Raw genomic sequence first — 18,405 nt, forward strand, 5'->3', positions numbered from 1 at the left:
ATCCCATTCGATTGATAAATATTGAAAATAATCATTTGAATATCAAATGTTTAAATATGGAAATTACCGAGAAACATTTTTTAAACAAAGAAACCAACCTGACTGACTTACTCAAATCGGCATATCGCCTGATGTTTACAGCAAAAACAATGACCGATTTATTTGAGCAGGAAAAAAAGATCACTTCAAAATATGTTCACGCTACTTCTAGGGGTCACGAGGCTATTCAGCTGGCTTTAGGAATGCAGTTGTTGCCACAGGATTTCGTGAGTCCTTATTATAGAGATGATTCGATTTTATTGGGCGTTGGATTGACGCCTTACGAATTGATGCTCCAACTTTTAGCGAAACGAGACGACCCTTTTTCCGGCGGAAGAACTTACTACGCGCATCCAAGTTTGCGAAGAGACGATTTTCCGAAAATGATTCATCAAAGTTCCGGAACGGGAATGCAAGCCATTCCAACAACAGGAATTGCAATGGGAATGAAGTATAAGGAAGAAACAGGAATTGGTAAGAATCTTGAACAGAAGCCAATTGCAGTTTGTTCGCTCGGCGATGCAAGCTGTACAGAAGGCGAAGTTTCCGAAGCGTTTCAAATGGCAGCACTGAAACAATTACCAATTCTTTATCTCGTTCAGGACAACGAATGGGATATTTCTGCCAATGCAAAAGAAATCCGTGCGCAGGATATTACAGAATATATGCGGGGCTTCAACGGCATCGGAACCAAAACCATCGACGGAACCGATTTTATAAAGTCTTACGAAACCGTCAAAGAATGCATCAAAATCATTCGTGAAGAACGCCGACCAATGCTCGTTCACGCAAAAGTTCCGTTGCTCAATCATCATACTTCCGGCGTTAGAAAAGAATGGTATCGAGACGATTTGGAAGAATGTGCGAAGAATGACCCGTTAGTAAAACTTAGAAATAAACTTTCAGAATTTAGTATAGAAGATTCAGAAGTTGAATCGATTGAAAAAGAAGTTCAGAATCTGGTAAGAACTGATTTTGAAAATGCAATTCTTGCAGAAGACCCAAAACCTGAAGACGTTTATAATTTCGATTTTGCACCAACACCGGTTACGGAAGAAAAAGGCGAACGCGAACCGAAAGGAAAAATCCCTACAGTAATGGTGGATTGCGCATTATTCGCGATTAGAGAATTGATGCAAAAACATCCGGAAGCTTTATTATATGGCCAGGATGTTGGGTTGAGATTAGGCGGCGTTTTCCGAGAAGCGATTACTTTGGCAGCGCAGTTTGGTGAGAAAAGGGTTTTCAATACACCAATCCAGGAGGCGTTTATTGTCGGTTCGACGGTCGGAATGAGCGCAGTCGGACTGAAACCGATTGTTGAAGTTCAATTCGCAGATTACATTTGGCCAGGTCTGAATCAATTATTTACCGAAGTTTCCAGAAGCTATTATTTATCCAATGGAAAATGGCCGGTTTCGATGATTCTCAGAGTTCCGATTGGCGCTTACGGAAGCGGCGGACCTTACCATTCCAGCTCTGTGGAAAGTGTTTTGACGAATATCAAAGGAATCAAAATCGCTTATCCTTCCACGGGTGCAGATTTGAAAGGTTTGATGAAAGCTGCTTTCTACGACCCGAATCCGGTTGTGATGTTGGAGCACAAAGGTCTTTATTGGTCAAAAATCGAAGGAACAGAAGCTGCAAAAACCGTCGAACCGGACGAAGATTACATTATTCCGTTCGGGAAAGCGCGAGAAGTTTTGCTTTGCGACAATCGTCAGGACAAACCAACAATCACAATCATTACTTACGGAATGGGCGTTTATTGGGCTTCCAATGCTGCGAAAGAATTTGATAATCAAATCGAAATTATAGATTTGAGAACACTCGCTCCTCTGGATGAAAACAGAGTTTTCGAAAGTGTGAAAAAACATAACCGTTGTATCGTTTTGACAGAAGAACCTGTCAATAACAGTTTTGCGCAAAGTCTGGCAGCAAGAATCAGTGAAAATTGTTTCAGACATTTGGACGCTCCGGTAAAAGTAGTTGGTGCAAAAGATTTGCCTGCAATACCCATCAATTCTGAATTGGAGAAAGAAATGCTGCCAAACACAGAAAAATTAATTAAAGAAATAGAACAATTGTTGAAATATTAAAAATTGATTAAACCACAACAGTCACAAAAGGAAGTTTAAAAATAAGTTTACAAAAGATCAAAAAAGATAACTTTTAAGCCATTTTCTCTTTTTTGGACTTTCAAAAGACTTAAAAAATAAATATAGCTTTTGTGGTTTTAAAAAATCTTAGCTGAGCGTAAGCGCCTTTGCGAACCTTAAAAATATTTTCAATAATATCAAAAAAACTTTGCGGACTTTGCGTTCAAAAAATATGATTATTTAAAATGGAATTAGATTTATCCACAGATAAAAAAATAAAAATCAATAAAAAAGAATTGATTTTAGCAGAAGCCGCCAAACTTTTCAAAGAGAAAGGATTCGGCGGAACCAGTATGCGCGACCTCGCTGAAAAAGTGGGAATGGAAGCGGCAAGTATGTACAACCACATCAAATCCAAAGACGAAATTCTGGAATTGATATGTTTCAAAATTGCCAACCAATATATTTCTCAGCTTCAGGAAATCGAAAATACGAACCAAAATTTTCAGGAAAAACTGAGAGCAATTATCGGACTTCACGTTCAGTTGATTATCGAAGATTCGGCTTCGGTTTCTGTAGCGAATAACGATTGGAAATACCTTTCCGAAGAGAAGAAAAATCAATACAAACAAATTCGAAAATCTTATGAAAAAAGCTTCGCCAATATCATAGAAAAAGGAATGGAAAACGGAGAATTCAAAAAAATGAATGTTTCTGTGGCATTGTTCACAATGTTATCTTCAATCCGTTGGATAGAATTATGGTACAAACCAAGCCGAGAAATCACACCACAAGAACTGGAAGAAGATTTGAAAACATTATTAATGAACGGCTTAAATAATTAAATTCAAATTTTAGCTAAGCGTAAGCGGCTTTGCGGACTTAAAAACATATAGTTAATCAAAAAAACTTTGCGCACTTTGCGTTTAAAAATAAATGTCAGTAGTTTTTCACCATTTACGAGTAAAAAAAGTCAAGAAAGAAACACCAGATTGTGTTTCTGTGAGTTTTGATGTTCCTGCGGAATTATCGGAACAATTCAAATTCACGCAAGGACAATATTTGACATTCCGACAAATGAATGGCGAGCAAGAACTGCGTCGTTCTTATTCGATTTGCGCAAGTCCGTGTGAAGGCGAATTAAAAGTCGCCGTCAAAAAAGTTCCCGAAGGCTTGTTTTCTTCTTTTATGAATGAAAATCTGAAGGAAGGCGACGTTCTTGAAGTAATGCCTCCGATGGGAAAATTCTACACAGAACTTAATCCCGAAAATAAAAAAACATATGTAGCTTTTGCCGCAGGAAGCGGAATTACGCCGATTATTTCGATTATCAAATCCGTTTTGAAAAACGAACCACAAAGTCAGTTTATTTTGATTTACGGAAACAAAAATAAAGGAACAATTATTTTCAAAGAAGAAATCGAAGCTTTGAAAAACCGTTTTATGGAACGATTGAGCATTTATCACATTTTCAGTCGTGAAGTTGCCTATGCAGATTTGTTAAGCGGAAGAATCAATTCCGAAAAAGCAGAATCTTTTATTAAGAACATCATTCCGGCTGAGAAAATCGATGAGGTTTTCCTTTGCGGACCGGAAGAAATGATTCTGAGTGTGAGAGATACTTTAATCAATTCAGGAGTTGAAGCGAAGAAAATTCATTTTGAATTATTTTTCAGTGCGGCTTCGGCAGAAAAGAAAAAAGAGCACGAATCGGCGGTCAATAGATCCGATGACAATTTCAGTAAAGTTACCGTAAAATTAGATGCAACAGCTTTGAAGTTGGATTTAGCTTACCACGGCCCAACCATTTTGGACGCCGCATTACAAAACGGAGCCGACTTACCTTACGCCTGCAAAGGTGGTGTTTGTGCGACTTGCAAATGTAAATTGGAAAAAGGCGAAGTCGTGATGGACATTAATTATTCTTTGGAACCGGACGAGATTGCCGCAGGATTTATCCTTTCTTGCCAGGCGCATCCACGTTCAGAAGAAGTTGTGGTTAATTTTGATATTAAGTAATTAAATAATTATGGCAGCTTAATCCGTCCTCCATTCCCGCTATTTTTTTGCCAAGCTTTTCCCGCCGCAAAAAATGAGCTCCACTCAGGCCGGGCTGCAGATTCAACACAATAGAAGCGGCATTGATAAATCGAAGATTTTAAATCTTTTGTTCTCTTATGTGACTTTGTGGTTAAAACCAGAGAACTCAAGTGTTGAAAGAAATTTTGAAATCATTGTATAAAATAAAAGAAAATGGAAACAACAGAAATCAATTTAGAAGAACATTTTCAGAATAAGATAGACAACGAAATCCGTATCGAGCCAAAAGACTGGATGCCAGACGCATACAGAAAAACTTTGGTTCGTCAGATTTCTCAGCACGCCCATTCCGAGATTGTTGGGATGTTGCCAGAAGCGAATTGGATAACACGTGCCCCAACTTTGAACCGAAAAAAAATCTTGTTGGCAAAAGTTCAGGACGAGGCCGGACACGGACTGTATCTCTATTGTGCTGCCGAAACTTTGGGTGTTACAAGAGATGAAACCATCAACGATTTGCATTCCGGAAAAGCCAAATATTCCAGTATTTTCAACTATCCAACCTTGACTTGGGCAGATATGGGCGTAATCGGTTGGTTGGTAGATGGCGCAGCAATTCTGAATCAAGTGCCACTTTGCCGAGCATCGTACGGACCTTATGCCAGAGCGATGGTTCGGATTTGCAAGGAAGAAAGTTTCCACCAGAGACAAGGTTACGAGCTGATGATGAAATTGGCTCAAGGTTCGCCGGAGCAGAAAGCAATGGCGCAGGATGCGTTCAACCGTTGGTGGTGGCCGACTCTGATGATGTTCGGGCCAAAAGATGCCGATTCCGGAAATACAGAACAATCAATGAAATGGCGAATCAAACGCTTCACTAATGACGAATTGAGACAGCGTTTTGTAGATGTTTCCGTTCCACAGGCAGAATATCTGGGACTGACGATTCCTGACCCGGATTTGAAATTCAATGAAGAAACCGGGCATTATGAATTCGGAGAAATCGATTGGGATGAGTTTTGGAAAGTCGTTAAAGGAAACGGGCTTTGCAGCAAAGAAAGAATCGAAACCCGCAAAAAAGCCTTCGACGACGGCGCTTGGGTAAGAGAAGCCGCAACCGCTTATCACGAAAAAAGAAAATTAAGAGAAGAACAAAACAGAAAAACAGTTTAAGTATAAAGTCTTCGACAAGCTCAGACTGACACGTTTTCATTGCAACGGTTAGTATTAGAGATGTCACACTGAGCCTGTCGAAGTGTCCATCTTTGCCACTTACAACAAAATAAAAGAAAAGAATATTGCGCCTTTGCGATAAAATCAACAATAAAAAACAGATAGATTAAAGTCTATTATCTCTCATCTATCTGTCTCTAATCTGAAATATTATGCAAAATACAGAATGGCCACTTTGGGAGGTTTTTATCAGGAGCAGACAAGGTCTTGACCATAAACACGTAGGCAGTCTTCACGCTGCTGATGCGGAAATGGCAATCCAAAATGCTCGCGATGTTTATACAAGAAGGATGGAAGGTGTCAGTATTTGGGTTGTAGAATCCAAGCATATCCACGCTACCAATCCTGATGATTCCGAAGCGTTTTATGAACCTTCGGAAGATAAGATTTACCGTCATCCAACGTTTTACCACGTTCCGGAAGAAGTCAAAAATATGTAATATGATTATTAGGGCAGCTTAATCCGCCTTCCGCTCTCAATCTTTTTTGCCCAGCTTTTGCCACACAAAAAAAGGATTTCCGCTCAAGTCGGGCTGCAGATTCGAGATAAAACAACATTTATAATAAAACATAATGTTTGTCATTCCGTAGGAATCTCGGCAGGTAAGTTTAAATTCCTACGGAATGACAAAGAAAAGTTTAAAGTTTAATTCTTTGATGAGTTTTACGTCTTTGCGGACCTAAAAACGGTATAATAAATAAAAATCTTCGCACTTTGCGTTCAAAAATAAATGGAAAATAATAAAAACAACTGGCTCAATTATCTCCTGCATCTCGCAGATACAAGCCTCATTCTAGGGCAACGTTTATGCGAATGGTGTGGGAAAGGACCAGTCCTGGAACAGGATATCGCAATGTCCAATATTGCTTTGGATTTGTTGGGAGAATCTTCCAACTATTATCAATACGCCGCCGAGATTCAAAATGAAGGGAAAACAGAAGACGATTTGGCTTTCCTGAGAAATGAGAGAGAATTTAAGAATCTGCTTTTAGTGGAAAGAGATAACGGGCATTTTGGAGATACAATTGCAAGGCAGTTTTTCTTCGATGAATATCATCATCTGTTATTGACAGAACTGAAGAATCATTCCGATTTGAAATTGGCTTCCATTGCTGAGAAGTCTTTGAAAGAAGTCACTTATCATCTGAAATGGAGCAGTGAGTGGGTGATTCGATTGGGTGACGGAACAGAAGAAAGTCACGAAAAAATTCAGAAATCAGTCAATCATTTGGTTGATTTTACAGACGAACTGTTCATTCCAAACAGCTGGGAATTATCATTGATTGAAGAAGGAAAAATCCCGGATATCAGAACATTTAGAACAAAATGGGAAACCAAGATTCTGGAAATCCTGAACGAAGCCACATTGTCCATCGACTTCGACAAATCAAGAAAACTGACAGGTGGTAAAGACGGAAAGCACACCGAAAAAATGGGTTACATCTTGGCAGAAATGCAGATGATGCAGCGCACTTATCCTAATATGGAATGGTAAAGTTATAACGCAAAGGCACAAGAGTATTGAATAAAAAAATGCTAAAAGTCGCAAAAATAGAAGCGTCCATCTTTGCGACTTAAAACTTCGAATTAATCAAAATTATTTGCGCCTTTGCGATAAAAACAAAAAATGACAATCACAGAAGAACATATCTGGCAAATCCTAAAAGAAGTTCCCGACCCGGAAGTTCCCGTTCTCAATCTTTTGGATTTGGGAATTATCCGCGATGTGAACCTTAATGAAGATGAAATCGAAGTTATAGTAACGCCAACTTATTCCGGTTGTCCCGCAACATCGATGATTAATATGGCTATAAGAATGAAACTGATTGAAAAAGGTTTTAATAATATTAAATTAACTAATCGACTAAGTCCGGCTTGGACCACCGATTGGATGACGGAAGAAGGAAAACAAAAACTGAAAGCTTACGGCATTGCTCCACCTGTTTACTCAAAAAATAGCGATGAATTATTTTCAAAAACAGATGAGGTCGAATGTCCGCTTTGCGGTTCAAAATATACACATTTGGTTAGTCAGTTCGGCTCCACAGCCTGCAAAGCATTATACCAATGCGATGATTGCAAAGAGCCTTTTGATTATTTTAAATGTCATTAATTTGGTTGATGGTTATTAGTTGACAGTCGTTTGATTTAGACTAAAACAAATAAATATTTCTTCGCTGAGTGCTAACGCCTTTGCGAACTTAAAAACAGTTTGTCGTAAAAAAATCTTTGCGCTCTTTGCTTTAAAATATTAGAAAATGAAAATAGGAATAGTCGGTAGCGGAGCAATGGGAAGCGGCATTGCACAGGTTTTGGCAACGGCAGGAAACGAGGTTTTGTTGTACGACAGCAATCCCATTGCCGTAGAAAAAGCCGGACAAAAACTTGAAGTCCAGTTTCAAAAACTGGCTGAGAAAGGAAAGCTTACTTACGAAGAAGCTGAAACTTATTTTGATAATATTCGTTTGAGTGATCAATTATCAGAATTAAAAGATTCAGAATTAATTATCGAAGCGATTATCGAAGATTTGGAAATCAAAAAAGATTTGTTCCAAAAGCTTGAAAATTTGGTTTCCGAAAATTGTATTTTGACAACCAATACGTCATCTTTATCAGTTGCGTCCATTGCATCAGCTTGCCAGAAACCAGAACGAGTGATTGGGATTCATTTTTTCAATCCGGCGCCTTTGATGTCTTTGGTTGAGATTATTCCTGCTGTTCAGACGGATAAAGATTTGGTTTCAAAAACGAAAAATTTAGTAGAAAGCTGGAAAAAAATTCCCGTTATTGCAAAAGATACACCCGGCTTTATCGTAAACCGTGTAGCAAGACCATTTTACGGCGAAGCGATTCGGATTCTGGAAGAAGGCATTGCAGATTGCGCAACTATTGATTTTGCAATGACGAGTTTGGGTGGTTTCAAAATGGGACCGTTTCAATTGATGGATTTTATCGGTCACGATGTCAATTATAGAGTGACGGAAAGTATCTTCAAAGAATTCTTCTACGACCCGAAGTTCAAACCATCATTCACACAAAAAAGATTATTTGAAGCAGGATATTTTGGAAGAAAGTCTGGAAAAGGGTTTTATGATTACGGTCGAAATGCTGAACAACCAAAACCAAACGAGAATCTGGAATTATTAGAATCGATTTTTAAAAGAATCTTGGTAATGTTGATGAACGAAGCCGCAGATGCTTACTTCTTAAATATAGCCTCAGCAGAAGATATCGATTTGGCAATGACAAAAGGCGTGAATTATCCGAAAGGATTATTAAAATGGGCAGACGAATTCGGTTTAGAAAATCTTGAAAAAGAATTGGACCAGCTTTATAATTTTTACCACGAAGACCGTTACAGATGCAGCCCGATTATCAGAAACTTGGTAAAACAAAACAGAAAATTCTATTAAATTTAAACGCAAAGGCGGAAAATATTAGAGAAAATTGCATTGCTTTAAGTCGCAAATTTCCCAATTAATTTAAAAAATACAACACAAATGAATGAAAATGAATTGGCAAAAATCGTTGTTGATTTAGGATATAAAATTTACAAAAAGCTTGGAGCAGGATTATTTGAAAATGTTTATGAGGAATGTTTATTTCACGATATAAAAAAAGCAGGCTTACAAGTTGAGAGACAAAAATATCTACCAATTATTTATGACGATTTAAGAATAGAAAATGCATACAAGATAGATTTATTAATAGAAAACAAGTTAATTCTGGAAATAAAAACAGTTGATGCGCTGAATGATATTCATAAAGCCCAAATCCTTACATATTTGAAAATGACAGGATGTAAACTTGGGTTGTTAATCAATTTCAGAACTGATTTTTATAAAGATAGTGTGAAACGAATCGTAAATAATTTATGATTCGAATTATATATCACGTTCTCAATTTTTGACTTAAAACACAAAAAATTTGAATAAAGTAAATCTTTGGGAAAAAAATAGACGACAGTCTTTTTTGCGACTTTAAGCATAACATATATAAAACAAAATGCGCCTTTGCGATAAAATTATGAATCAAGTATATATAATAGATGGCATCCGAACGCCAATCGGAAAACTGAAAGGTAGCTTATCTTCCGTTCGTCCCGATGATATGGCGGCTTATGTCATCAAAAAACTATTGGAAAGAAATCCGAACATCGATCAAAGCAAAATCTACGATGTCGTTTTAGGTTGTGCTAACCAAGCAGGTGAGGACAATCGAAATATCGCAAGAATGTCGGCTTTGCTTTCCGGGTTGGATTATCACGTTCCCGGCGAAACAGTTAATAGACTTTGCGCTTCTGGTTTGTCAGCGGCTATTAATGCTTCGAGAGCAATTCAAGTTGGTGATGCAGATTTGATCATTTCTGGCGGTGTTGAAAATATGACACGCGGGCCATTGGTCATTTCAAAATCCGAAAATCCTTTTGGCGGCGATGTGAAAATCTATGATACAACTTTCGGTTGGCGGTTCATCAATCCGAAAATGAAAGAAATGTATGGTGTGGATGCAATGGGGGAAACAGCTGAAAACTTGGCTGAACGTGACCAAATTTCCAGAGAAGACCAGGATTTGTTTGCTTATTACTCTCAGCAAAAAGCTAAAGTTGCACAGGAAAATGGAAGATTGTCTCAAGAAATTGTTCCTGTTAATATTCCTCAAAGAAAAGGGGAAGATTTGATTTTTGACAAAGATGAATTTCCTAAGAACGATACAACTTTGGAAGGATTGTCAAAATTGAAAACCGCTTTCCGAAAAGATGGAACAGTCACAGCAGGAAACGCTTCTGGATTGAATGACGGCGCAGCGGTCAATTTGTTAGCTTCGGAAAATGCGATTAAAGAATTTGGATTAACACCAAAAGCAAGAATTGTCAGCAGTGCAGTTGTTGGCGTTGAACCAAGGTTGATGGGAATCGGACCTGTAAAAGCAACTGAATTGGCATTGCAAAAAGCAGGATTAACCTTTGATGATTTGGATGTTATTGAATTGAATGAAGCTTTTGCTGCACAGAGTTTAGCTTGCATCAGAGCTTGGGGATTGGATGATAATGATTCCAGAATCAATCCCAACGGTGGTGCAATTGCCCTTGGACATCCACTTGGAATGAGTGGCGCTAGAATCCTGAATTCCGCAATGTATGAATTACAGAATCAAAATAAAAAATATGCGTTGGCAACAATGTGTGTTGGTTTGGGACAAGGTTTTGCGGTGATTATTGAGAAAGTTTAAATAAGACAAATATATAATAGACGAATAGAAAATAGACAATTTGAGGTCTATCATCTATCCGTCTATTATCTCCAAGTCTAAAAAATTAAAATTATGCAACTAGAAAATTACGCGCTCGGAAGATGGGTAAAAGGTGAAGGAGAAGGGCAGGCTTTATATAATTCTATCAATGGCGAATTGGTAGCAACGGCAACAACCAAAGGTTTGGATTTTGGCGAAATGATGGATTATGCCAGAAAAGTCGGCGGTTCGGCTCTTAGAAAACTAACATTTCAGGAAAGAGGTTTGATGTTGAAGAAACTCGCTTTTCATCTGATGGAAAAGAAAGATATTTTCTATAAAGTCAGTTGGGCAACCGGCGCGACCAAAGCTGACAGTTGGGTTGATATTGAAGGTGGAATCGGGAATCTCTTTTCGAATGCTTCATTAAGAAGACAATTTCCGGACTTACCTTATTATATAGATGGCGATGCAGTGAAGCTTTCGAAAGAAGGAACATTCATCGGACATCATATTTGTACTCCTAAACGTGGTGTTGCGATTCATATTAATGCGTTTAATTTTCCCGTTTGGGGAATGTTGGAGAAAATTGCGGTCAATCTTTTGGCAGGTGTTCCGGCAATTGTAAAACCTGCTACAGCAACAAGTTTTTTGGCAGAAGTTGTGGTTAAAGAAATCATTGCTTCACAAATTTTACCTGAAGGAAGTTTACAGTTGATTTGCGGTTCAGCCAATGGAATTCTGGATAATGTGACAATGGAAGATGTTGTGACATTCACAGGTTCAGCTTCTACAGGAAAAATGCTGAAAGCACATCCGAAAATTGTTGAAGAATCAGTGCCTTTTAATCTGGAGGCAGATTCACTGAATGCAATGGTTTTAGGAGAAGATGCAAAACCCGGGACTGCGGAATTTGATTTGTTCATCAAAGAAGCAACACGCGAGATGACGACCAAAGCTGGACAGAAATGTACAGCAGTCAGACGATTGTTGGTTCCAACAAATTTGGTCGAGGATGTTCAGATTGCTCTTGGACAAAGACTTTCGACAGTTATCATCGGAGATCCAAATGTTGAAGGTGTGAGAATGGGCGCTTTGGCAAATAAAGACCAAGTGAAAGAAGTTTCCGAAAAAGTTCAGGAATTATCCAAAACGCAGGAAATCGTTTTCGGAAAATTGGATGATTTTGAAGTGAAAGGTGCGGACAAAAACAAAGGCGCATTCATTTCTCCGATTTTATTCCTTAATTCAGACCCGTTTAAATATACAGATTGTCATAATATCGAAGCTTTCGGACCGGTAAGTACAATTATCCCTTACAATAATTTGGAAGAAGCGATTGAGCTTGCGAGAATGGGAAAAGGCTCGCTTTGTTGTTCGGTTGTGACAGCTGATGATGATTTTGCGAGGGATTTCGTCATCGGGGCAGCTTCGATGCACGGACGGATTTTAATCCTGAATTCCGATTGTGCGAAAGAAAGCACAGGTCACGGTTCGCCTTTGCCAATGCTGATTCACGGTGGTCCGGGAAGAGCTGGTGGCGGCGAAGAAATGGGCGGAAAACGCGGCGTTCTTCATTATATGCAACGCACGGCAATCCAAGGTTCGCCAACGACTTTGACACACATCACGCAACAATATCAATATGGCGGAAAGCAGGTTGAGGACAATATTCATCCATTCAGAAAACATTTTGAAGAACTGAAAATCGGTGAAACTTATATCACAGCAAAACATACGGTTACAGAATCTGATATTACTAATTTTGCGAATGTTTCCGGCGATAATTTCTATGCGCATATGGATGCAACGTCCTTGGAAGGAACAATCTTCGAAGGACGAGTTGCACACGGATATTTCATACTAAGTAAAGCTGCAGGTTTGTTTGTTGATGCGAGAAAAGGTCCTGTTTTACTGAATTACGGTCTAGACGAATGTCGTTTTGTGAAACCCGTTTATCCCGGAATGACAATTGGTGTGAAGTTTACCTGCAAAGAAAAAACCGGTCAGGAAAAACGGGATGAAGAGGATATAGCAAAAGGAATTGTCCGTTGGCTGGTTGATGTTTATGACCAAACCGGAGAAACGGTGGCAATAGCAACCATTCTTACAATGGTAAAGAAACTGAATCAAGAATAAATCAAGAAACAAGAGAAAAGCATAAAGATAAAAGATTGTGATTCGATATTTTTTAATTACTATGGAATTGTTCGTAATTTTAAAGACTTATTTTTTTGGCTGAGTTTACGCCTTTATCTCAATGTTTTTATTGATTTTAAAGGAATCGATGAATCTTTGATTTGTGAACTTAAAAGCAGTTAGTAGTTAAAAAACTTTGCGCACTTTGCGTTACAAATATTATAAACCAAATGGAAGCTTACGTAAAATCAACCATAGAAAACGGAATCGGAACTATTGAGTTTTTTCATCCTCAGAGCAACTCGATGCCGAGCTCCCAACTCAAAAATCTGGTAGAAGAAATCAATAACCTCGGAAAAAATGACAATGCGAAAGTTATTATTCTAAAAAGCGCAGGCGTAAAAGCCTTTTGTGCAGGCGCATCTTTTGACGAATTGATTTCCATCAAGGATTTCGAAACTGGAAAAACATTCTTTTCCGGTTTTGCGAATGTCATTAATGCAATGAGAAATTCTCCAAAACTAATTATTGCCAGAATCCACGGAAAAGCAGTTGGCGGCGGAGTTGGGATTGCCTGCGCAGCAGATTATACGTTTGCGACAGAAAATGCATCGGTAAAGCTCAGCGAACTGGCTGTCGGGATTGGGCCATTTGTGATCGGTCCGGTTGTAGAAAGAAAAATTGGGACTTCGTCTTTTGCACAATTAGCCATTAATGCCACCGAATTTTATTCCGCAGAATGGGCGCAGGAAAAAAGTATGTATCAGGATGTTTACGAAACGCCTGAAGAGATGGATGCGGAAATTAATCTGTTAGCAGAAAAATTAGCCCAATCCAGTCAGGACGCGATGACAAAACTGAAAGAAGTCTTCTGGAAAGGCACGGATGATTGGGATCAGCTCTTGACAGAACGTGCTGCTGTCAGTGGGCAATTGGTGCTTTCTGAGTTCACTGTCAATGCGATCAATCAGTTTAAGAAGAAGTAATTGCTAATAAAATTTGCAGAATAAAAAATTATTATTATTTTTGCAGACCAAAACCAGAGCAGAGTGGATCCATTACGTCCTGAGCTCATATTTTAATAATTATTTTAAAAATTCTGAAAATGAAACAAGGCATACACCCAGAAAATTATAGATTAGTAGTTTTCAAAGATATGAGTAACGACGAAGTTTTTCTTTGCAAATCTACAGCTGAAACCAAAGACACCATCGAGTACGAAGGAACTGAATATCCTTTGATCAAAATGGAGATCTCTTCTACTTCTCACCCTTTCTACACAGGTAAAACCAAATTGGTAGATACTGCCGGTAGAGTTGATAAGTTTATGAACAAATACAAAAAATTCGCTAAGTAATCTTAGCCTATTTTTACAAATATCAAAACCTTTCGGATTTCCGAGAGGTTTTTTTGTTAATTTTGCTAAAGATAGATATTAGACTCTGGAAGTGAAGAATTAGATTTCAAGCACTTTTGTCTAACATCTTAAGTCTAACATCTAACATCTAAAAAATGCAGCTTGTATTTTCAGACGCACAATATTGGGAAGATTTTCTTCCGCTAACATTCACAAGGCCTGTCGCAGAGATACGTATGGGGATCCTGACTTTCGCAGAAAGATGGCAAAAACTTCTCGGTATTAATGAGGTTTTTTACATCACCGAAAATTATCTTCAGGATAAATTCAGAAAACCAGAACCCAAACAGAGTCTTTTTATTGTCCCCAATTTTTTTCCTTCGGATGAAGTTTTGCAACAGATCAAAGATTTGCAACCCGGCGAAGCCTTGGTTTATGAGAACGAAGTAATTGCGGCTAACATCAATATGGAAAATTTTTCTCTCAACCAGATTAATAAAATGACGGACATTACAGAAAAGTTGTGTTTTGTTGAGAAGCCTACCGATATTTTCTCTTACAATGATAAAGCGATAAATTTTGACTTCAAACTGATCACCACAGGCAGGGATTCTCAGGAATTGTCGCCGACCAATGGATTTATAGGAGATCCGCTCAATTTGTTTATTGAAGAAGGTGCCAGTATCGAATTTTGTACCTTGAACTGTAATTCCGGAAAAATATACATTGGTAAGAATGCCGAAATTATGGAAGGTTCCAATATCCGAGGTTCTTTAGCACTATGTGAAGATTCTAAAATTAATCTTGGTGCCAAAGTCTATGGCGGAACGACGATTGGCCCACATTCAAAAGTGGGTGGCGAGGTCAACAATCTGGTGGTTTTCGGTTACTCTAATAAAGGACACGATGGTTTTGTCGGCAATTCGGTAATCGGAGAATGGTGCAATCTCGGCGCAGATACCAATTCATCTAATCTCAAAAATAATTATGCATCCGTCAAGCTTTGGAATTACAGAAAAAAAAGTTTTCTGGATACCGGGCTTCAGTTTTGTGGGTTGATTATGGGAGATCATTCCAAGACGGCTATTAATACACAGTTGAACACAGGAACCGTTGTAGGGGTTGCGGCCAATATTTTTAAAGCGGGTTTTCCGCCTAATTTGGTGGAGAATTTCTCCTGGGGTGGGGCGAAAGGTGATATCAAATTTCGTCTCGATAAATCTTATGAAGTGGCAGAAAAAGCGATGGAACGCAGAAAAGTGCCGTTAACCAACGAAGACAAAAATATTTTGAAACATATATATAATGAGTTCTAATGTAGAGCTCATTTTTTTTGGCAGCAATTTCCGCCTTCCACTACTATCTTTTTGCTCGGCATAGCCTCTCGCAAAAAGGATAACCGTTCAAGTCGGGCTGCAGCTGGGTTGGTAAAAGACAAGTAGCCAGTAATTATTTGTCTCAACTTATTATCAAAGTTTCCTTATTTTTGCTGATTAAGATTTTGGGCTAACTTCTAAAATCTAACTTCTAACATCTATATATAATAATGAAGCATTTTCTTCTGTGGCTTTTTGCATTGTCGGTTTTGGTGAGTTGTGCCAGAGTGGGATCGCCTGTTGGTGGTAACAAAGACACCATCCCTCCAAAAATGATCGGTTCTAATATAGATACGACAAGAATCAATGTCCCAAGAGATATCAAAGAACTCCGGATTGATTTTGATGAGTACATTACACTGAAAGACGTCAGCAAGAATCTTATTATTTCACCACCGATAAAATATTCTAAGATAATCCCGTCTTCCACCGGTAACAAGTACCTGCAGATCCAGTGGAAAGATACATTGCAGGCCAATACCACTTATAATTTCAATTTTGGGAATTCTGTTGTCGACCTTAATGAGGGTAATGCCTTGCCTTATTTTAATTTTGCATTTTCCACAGGTTCTAAGATTGATGATCTCTACATCAGCGGGACCGTTGCAGACGCTTTGGGAAATGAGAAAAATTCCGAAGGCAAAGAAAAAAATCTGGTAGTTGGTCTTTATCAGGTAAAAGATACGATGGATTATCGTCAAAAACCTTATTATATTACTAAGGCAGATCCGGATGGTTATTTTGAATTGAATTACTTGACGCCTGGCAAATACAGAATTATCGGTTTTGATGATGAGAACAGCAATTCTATCTATGATACAGGCAAAGAAAGTGTAGCCTTCCAGAAAACACCAATAGTTTTGGATAGCAGTATCTCTGGCGTTAAATTACGTATTTATCCTTCCAAAAAACTGGTGAAATATAAAGAGATGGCTGTTGCTCCTGGCGGCGTAGCGATGGTCTTTGAAGGAAATCCTGATAAAGTAGTTGTAAAAGCAGTGGGAGAAAAACCTGCAGACTATAAAGTAACGCATAAGCTAAAGTCAGATTCAGCCAGGATTTGGTTTGATGCAACCAAAGAAAATATTGGTTTAACAGTCAGCGAAAACCTGAAATTTTCTTATGATACAGGAGCAAAACAGGATACAATGTCTGTTTTTTATAAAAAGCCGGCCAAAGATGATATGACGATTGCGAATCCTTTCAGTAATAAGTTAGCTCCGGAAACTGATTTTAGATTTTCTTCTAATTATATAATTAATAAAATACAACCCGAAAACTGGAAACTGGAATCGGATAGCATTTCTCAAAGTTTCACAGCTAGAATATCGGAGCTTGATTCTACACAGGTCATCATTAAGTCCACTTTTGTTCCTGGTAAAAAATACCAGTTGACAGTACCGAAAAACACAGTCCTTTCTTTTTACAGCAAGTTGAGCGAAAGCGTTCGTTTTGATTTCCAGGCCATGAAAGCTGATGAGTTTGGTAGTTTTACAGCGCATCTTGTCAACGCTCCGTCTCAAAAATTTTGGATTCAGCTTCTTAATGATAAAAATGAAACTGAATATCAGCAATATGGTAATCAGACACTGATAAAATTTACCAATATAAGGCCCGGTTCCTACAAGTTAAGAATATTGGTTGATAATAATGAGAACGGTTATTGGGACAGTGCGGATTTTGCAACGGAGACTTTGTCAGAAGATGCCTTTCTTTTTAGAAAAGCAGGTGATAAAGATATAATGAGTAAGATTAATATCCGGCCAATGTGGGAGATTAATGAAAATTGGGATTTAACTAAAGAAGAACAGCCAGTCAATTGAAAAAAGTAATCTTATGGATTGCGGTAATTTTTACTGCCATTCAATTTATACCTGTAGACAGAGATAATAAACCTGTTGATGCTAGAAATAATTTTGTCGATATCTACAAAACGCCGCAGAATATAAGGGCTATTTTAAAGAATGCCTGCTACGATTGCCACTCCAACGAGACCAGATATCCAAAATATGCCTATGTGGCACCAATTTCCTGGACACTCAAAGATCATGTAAATCAAGGCAGAGAACACCTTAATTTTTCTGAATGGGGAAATTATAATAGAGATCTTAAGCAAAATGCAATTGAGAAGAGTATAATCAGTGTAAAAAATCTTGAGATGCCCTTAGGCTCTTATATTAATTACCATCCCGAAGCCAATCTTACAACAAAGCAAAGAACAGATCTGGAGAATTATTTTTCAACTCTAAAGTAAGATGAGTTGTTAATTCTTTCTATGTTAAGAATATTACAGTCTTAATTATTTCAAAAATTTGAAATACAGATCAATTCATTCCTTGTTTTATAATTCAGCTATTTTTCTAATTTCAGAATTTCCTGTTATATCTAGATAAAATAATTCCTTTATCATTCAGCGACTTAAGTAATGCGATGAGAAAGAATCGTAAAAAAGTTTGTGAGGTTGAAAAAAGGGTGTACTTTTGCACCCGCAAATCAGAAGTGATGAGTAGCGCAGAAGAGCAGTTAATAGGATTAGAAAAAGTATTTAGGGTTTTAAAATAAAACTTCAAAAATAAGTTTCAAAATTTTTGGCTGTTAATAAAAAAGCACTTACATTTGCAGTCCCAATTCGAGAGAAGGGGGAGCGCAGGAGAAGGGTAGGATAGTTCAAAACGATTTTCGAGGTAACGAAAAAAAACTTTAAAAAAGTTTTGGTAGATTCGGAAAAACTTTTTACTTTTGCACTCGCAAATCAGGAACAAGATGACAGATTAAGAATCCTGAGGAAGCGAAAAGAACGAAGTTCATTGACATAACATATAACAACCAAGTAAGGAAAAAAAACCAAAGCGTCAATTTAATTGATATTGAGTATAAGGACAAACAAAC

Annotated in this window: 16 protein-coding genes; all 16 read left to right on the top strand. The window is 38.0% G+C overall.

Going from position 1 to position 18,405, the window contains the following annotated elements:
• Positions 1-56 precede the first annotated feature (56 nt).
• The 16 genes from B0B05_RS11475 (at position 57) to B0B05_RS11550 (ending at position 17,770) form a co-directional block, all read left to right on the top strand.
• A complete protein-coding gene (locus B0B05_RS11475) occupies positions 57-2,138 on the top strand; it encodes an alpha-ketoacid dehydrogenase subunit alpha/beta (RefSeq protein ID WP_076783781.1) in 2,082 nt (693 codons plus the stop codon).
• 245 nt (positions 2,139-2,383) lie between these two features.
• Positions 2,384-2,983: a TetR/AcrR family transcriptional regulator gene (locus B0B05_RS11480; RefSeq protein WP_076783782.1), complete on the top strand. Its 600-nt coding sequence runs from the start codon at positions 2,384-2,386 to the stop codon at positions 2,981-2,983.
• A gap of 91 nt (positions 2,984-3,074) precedes the next feature.
• Positions 3,075-4,157, top strand: a complete 1,083-nt coding sequence (paaE, locus tag B0B05_RS11485) for a 1,2-phenylacetyl-CoA epoxidase subunit PaaE (RefSeq protein WP_076783783.1) — start codon at positions 3,075-3,077, stop codon at positions 4,155-4,157.
• A 234-nt stretch (positions 4,158-4,391) separates the two neighbouring features.
• Positions 4,392-5,351: a 1,2-phenylacetyl-CoA epoxidase subunit PaaA gene (gene paaA / locus B0B05_RS11490; protein WP_076783784.1), complete on the top strand. Its 960-nt coding sequence runs from the start codon at positions 4,392-4,394 to the stop codon at positions 5,349-5,351.
• A gap of 212 nt (positions 5,352-5,563) precedes the next feature.
• On the top strand, positions 5,564-5,851 hold the full coding sequence (gene paaB / locus B0B05_RS11495) for a 1,2-phenylacetyl-CoA epoxidase subunit PaaB (RefSeq protein ID WP_076783785.1): 288 nt from the start codon (positions 5,564-5,566) through the stop codon (positions 5,849-5,851).
• Between the two features lie 291 nt (positions 5,852-6,142).
• A complete protein-coding gene (gene paaC / locus B0B05_RS11500; protein WP_076783786.1) occupies positions 6,143-6,907 on the top strand; it encodes a 1,2-phenylacetyl-CoA epoxidase subunit PaaC in 765 nt (254 codons plus the stop codon).
• A 132-nt stretch (positions 6,908-7,039) separates the two neighbouring features.
• Positions 7,040-7,525, top strand: coding sequence for a 1,2-phenylacetyl-CoA epoxidase subunit PaaD (gene paaD / locus B0B05_RS11505; protein ID WP_076783787.1), 486 nt, complete (start codon positions 7,040-7,042; stop codon positions 7,523-7,525).
• 145 nt (positions 7,526-7,670) lie between these two features.
• On the top strand, positions 7,671-8,825 hold the full coding sequence (locus B0B05_RS11510; RefSeq protein WP_076783788.1) for a 3-hydroxyacyl-CoA dehydrogenase NAD-binding domain-containing protein: 1,155 nt from the start codon (positions 7,671-7,673) through the stop codon (positions 8,823-8,825).
• Between the two features lie 87 nt (positions 8,826-8,912).
• Positions 8,913-9,290 (top strand): GxxExxY protein, encoded by a 378-nt coding sequence (locus B0B05_RS11515; protein ID WP_076783789.1) that lies wholly within the window; start codon positions 8,913-8,915, stop codon positions 9,288-9,290.
• Positions 9,291-9,438: 148 nt separating this feature from the next.
• Positions 9,439-10,644 carry a 3-oxoadipyl-CoA thiolase gene (pcaF, locus tag B0B05_RS11520; RefSeq protein ID WP_076783797.1) on the top strand — a complete coding sequence of 402 codons (1,206 nt, stop codon included), beginning with the start codon at positions 9,439-9,441 and terminating at the stop codon, positions 10,642-10,644.
• A gap of 93 nt (positions 10,645-10,737) precedes the next feature.
• Complete coding sequence (gene paaZ, locus B0B05_RS11525; RefSeq protein WP_076783790.1) at positions 10,738-12,783, top strand: phenylacetic acid degradation bifunctional protein PaaZ; 2,046 nt, start codon at positions 10,738-10,740, stop codon at positions 12,781-12,783.
• Between the two features lie 230 nt (positions 12,784-13,013).
• Positions 13,014-13,769, top strand: a complete 756-nt coding sequence (locus B0B05_RS11530) for an enoyl-CoA hydratase/isomerase family protein (protein WP_076783791.1) — start codon at positions 13,014-13,016, stop codon at positions 13,767-13,769.
• 119 nt (positions 13,770-13,888) lie between these two features.
• Positions 13,889-14,140, top strand: a complete 252-nt coding sequence (locus tag B0B05_RS11535) for a type B 50S ribosomal protein L31 (RefSeq protein WP_076783792.1) — start codon at positions 13,889-13,891, stop codon at positions 14,138-14,140.
• A 155-nt stretch (positions 14,141-14,295) separates the two neighbouring features.
• Positions 14,296-15,456, top strand: a complete 1,161-nt coding sequence (locus B0B05_RS11540; protein ID WP_076783793.1) for a GlmU family protein — start codon at positions 14,296-14,298, stop codon at positions 15,454-15,456.
• A 230-nt stretch (positions 15,457-15,686) separates the two neighbouring features.
• Complete coding sequence (locus B0B05_RS11545; RefSeq protein ID WP_173786372.1) at positions 15,687-17,339, top strand: Ig-like domain-containing domain; 1,653 nt, start codon at positions 15,687-15,689, stop codon at positions 17,337-17,339.
• Complete coding sequence (locus B0B05_RS11550) at positions 17,336-17,770, top strand: heme-binding domain-containing protein (protein WP_076783795.1); 435 nt, start codon at positions 17,336-17,338, stop codon at positions 17,768-17,770. The genes B0B05_RS11545 and B0B05_RS11550 overlap by 4 nt, the downstream gene beginning before the upstream one ends.
• The last annotated feature ends 635 nt before the right edge of the window (positions 17,771-18,405 follow it).

The organism is Epilithonimonas bovis DSM 19482, assembly GCF_900108115.1.
GTDB classification, from domain to species: domain Bacteria; phylum Bacteroidota; class Bacteroidia; order Flavobacteriales; family Weeksellaceae; genus Epilithonimonas; species Epilithonimonas bovis.